The sequence below is a fragment of the Rhizobium sp. 18055 genome, from assembly GCF_902706285.1.
Taxonomy (GTDB): domain Bacteria; phylum Pseudomonadota; class Alphaproteobacteria; order Rhizobiales; family Rhizobiaceae; genus Rhizobium.
On record NZ_CACSKD010000080.1, the window covers coordinates 1 to 684 of the forward strand.

The 684-nt window shown below is 70.3% G+C and carries 2 protein-coding genes; both read right to left on the bottom strand.

The window, feature by feature from the left end:
* Positions 1-327, bottom strand: a 327-nt coding sequence (locus GVL52_RS31515) for a hypothetical protein (RefSeq protein ID WP_200847933.1), incomplete at its 3' end; no start/stop codon positions are given.
* Between the two features lie 65 nt (positions 328-392).
* On the bottom strand, positions 393-684 hold a 292-nt coding region (locus GVL52_RS31520; protein WP_244619322.1), incomplete at its 5' end, for an amidase family protein.

Consider the following 684-nt stretch of genomic DNA (forward strand, 5'->3'; position numbering starts at 1 on the left):
GAGCTGCAGCGCGAACGGCAGGGCCACGGGGATGCGGCTCACGCGCGCCCTCTGCGGCTCCACCTTCGCGAAATCGGCGGCGAAGCGCTGGAACTGCTCGGCCAGCTGCAGTTCGGTGGTGCGCAGCAACTGCCAGATCTGGTCGCGCCGCGCTTCCTCCTTCTCGCCGAGCGCCCGCAGGTAGCCCTCGAGCAGGTTTTCCATGAGCTTCTCGATCTGGAACTGGGAGAGGTGGCTGCCGAGCAGGGCGATGCGGCGGCGTTGCTGGCGCACGTTCAGCATGTGCACGCCGGCGGCGATCAGGGCCGCCATGATCAAGGTATCCATTCGGGGGCTTCGGTGCGTGGAGGGAAAGAGAGCGGGAAAGCGGAATGCAGGCCAGGATGCCCGGCTCAGGCCGCCGGCGGCCGCGGCCATGCCGGCAGCGGGCCACGGACCTGCTCGAACGCCCGCGCCACGCGCAGCACGCCGAGGTCGTCGAACCGCGGGCCGGCGATCTGCAGGCCGATGGGCAGGCCCGCGGCCGTGTGGCCGCAGGGCACCGACGCAGCAGGCTGCTCCGACATGTTGAACGGCACAGTGAAGGCGATGTGCTCCAGCGGGCGCAGCGGATCGTTGGTGGGCGAGGGCAGTTCGGCCGCGAAGGCCGGCATGGGCGCCACGGGCGAGAGCACATAGTCGAAC